Here is a 2,095-nt window from a genome sequence, read left to right as displayed (position 1 = left end):
CCCCAGATAATGCCCACGATTGGTTTCAATCACTGCGTCACAATCTTTTCCGGCCTCAAACCCTGGCCCGAGAGCGATGGTGACCGGAGCCATTGCGCGATGGGTACCTTTGTTCACTTTTGCCAGAATGGCATCCACTACGCCATCAGGTTGCAATACCGACAACAAACTCGCCTTTTCATCGGCTAACACCGGAATAATCCCCGCTTGTAACACCGCCGGGACTTCATCAACATCCGCGACATAGCGCGCTTTAACCCCTTCGACCGTCACTTCGCCGTCAAACATCGCCTGAGCAAAAGCGACCGAACAGCGGATCACCGTAGGTTTTGCCATTTCCAGCATCACCACGCGGAAACCGGAGTGCCAGAGGCGCAATGCCACGCCGGTCGCAATATCCCCGGCACCGCGAATAACCACCAACCGCCCCGCTGTTTCCTGCGTTTTCATTGGGCCACCGGGCGCCTGATGACGGTGCTGGACGATTTCTGCCAGAATACTGATGGCAATTTCTTGCGGTGTTTCAGCGCCAATATTAAAACCAATCGGCGCATGTAAACGCGCAAGCTTCGCTTCGGGGATTCGATGGCTACGCAATTGCTGGAGGAAAGTCTGCGTTTTGCGGCGGCTGGCTAGCAGACCCAGATATTTCACCGGCCGTTGAATCAGGCAATCCAGCGCTTCTTTGTCCTGGCTATTGGTGGCAATCACCACATAATCTTCAGCGTCGATTTGCAGGGCTTCGATGGCTTCAGTGAAGCTTGCCGCCTGGAGCAAACGAGTCGCTGGCGGGAAATAGTCAGGATTAAGATTGTCGGCATACACATCTGCCACGTGGATATTAAAATCCAGCGCTGCCGCCGCTTTGGCAATCGCCTGGTTAACATGCCCTGCCCCCACCAAAACCAGGCGCGGGCTGTGACCATGAACATCAATATAAACGGTCATCGCCCCGCCGCAGTCGGAGCCGACCGCATCTTCACCGTTACGCGCCATGCGGCCATGAAATAAACGCGGTTTACGTTCGGCGAGCGCCAGTAACGCCTCTTCAATCACCCGACGCTCCATCATGCCGCCGCCAATCGTGCCCATCACGCTGCCATCGTTGCGCACCAGCATTTGCGCACAATGGCGTGGTGTCGAGCCCCGGCTATCAACAATCTGAGCCAGCGCGAAGGGGCTGTTTTGCTGCTCCAGTCTTGCTGCTTCTGCGAATATTTTCATGATTGCCTCTACAGATTTTTATCCGTCACCGCACCTTCATCGCGCAGTAACACGTGTGTAATCGGTGGAAACTCTCTGACCGCGCCCAGCCAAATGGCATCAAGCCCGCCACTGGCGAGAAGTTCTGGCAGGACGCCGGTGATATTCTCAATATGAGAACATTGATTAATCAGCCAGATACGTTTGGCCTGCGGCGGAGCCTGTTTAAACATGCCGTGCGGATGGTTAATAAACTGCTTCAGGGCTTCAATACCTAACTTGCCCCCCTGCCGCAGCCCTGTGATGGCGCTAAACAATGGCCAGCGATGGACATTTTGCGGCTCTATCGGTTGGTTTATTGCCTGCCCGCCCATCACAGCAATAACGAAATCACTGCTTTGAGCTATGCAAGGTTCGTGCAAGGCCGGCGCTTTAAGTGGAAAACCGTGCGCTCCGTCAGCCTCCACCAGCAGCACATCGGCAAGATGGCGTTTTGCCAGTGCATCAATTTCTGCGGGCGAAAACCCGCGCACTTTACCCAATTCCTGGTTCCAGCCCGCAAAGCAGGCAATGGCAGGCGGGGTAAAAACCGCACCCGGAAGCTTTTCAGGGGAGCGACAAAATAGCACTGGAATATTCTCTTCCGGCAAATACATCTGCGTAGTGGTGGTGGCAATGACTCGCTTACCGATGCGGGCAAACTCACGGGCCAGCCAGAATAAGGTGCTGGTTTTCCCCCCGGCTCCGACAATGCTAATCACTGCAGTTTTTTGATTAAATAAATTCTTATTTTCACCGAAAGAGTTCAGAGGGGCCGGAATATTTGCATGAGTCATTATTTCCCCACCTCATCTTTAATAAAACCACTGGAAAATTGGAATGACTTTATATC

2 protein-coding genes are annotated in these 2,095 nt (G+C 53.7%); both read right to left on the bottom strand.

The features are described from left to right. The coding region (locus MES37_RS24195) for an XdhC family protein (RefSeq protein ID WP_237932807.1) at positions 1–1,224 on the bottom strand (1,224 nt) is incomplete at its 3' end. 8 nt (positions 1,225–1,232) lie between these two features. Next, complete coding sequence (yqeC, locus tag MES37_RS24190; RefSeq protein ID WP_083963422.1) at positions 1,233–2,039, bottom strand: selenium cofactor biosynthesis protein YqeC; 807 nt, start codon at positions 2,037–2,039, stop codon at positions 1,233–1,235. Positions 2,040–2,095 lie beyond the last annotated feature (56 nt).

It is taken from the genome of Buttiauxella sp. S19-1, from assembly GCF_022134725.1.
Lineage (GTDB): Bacteria > Pseudomonadota > Gammaproteobacteria > Enterobacterales > Enterobacteriaceae > Buttiauxella > Buttiauxella ferragutiae.
This window is presented reverse-complemented; position numbering and strand designations above follow the sequence as displayed.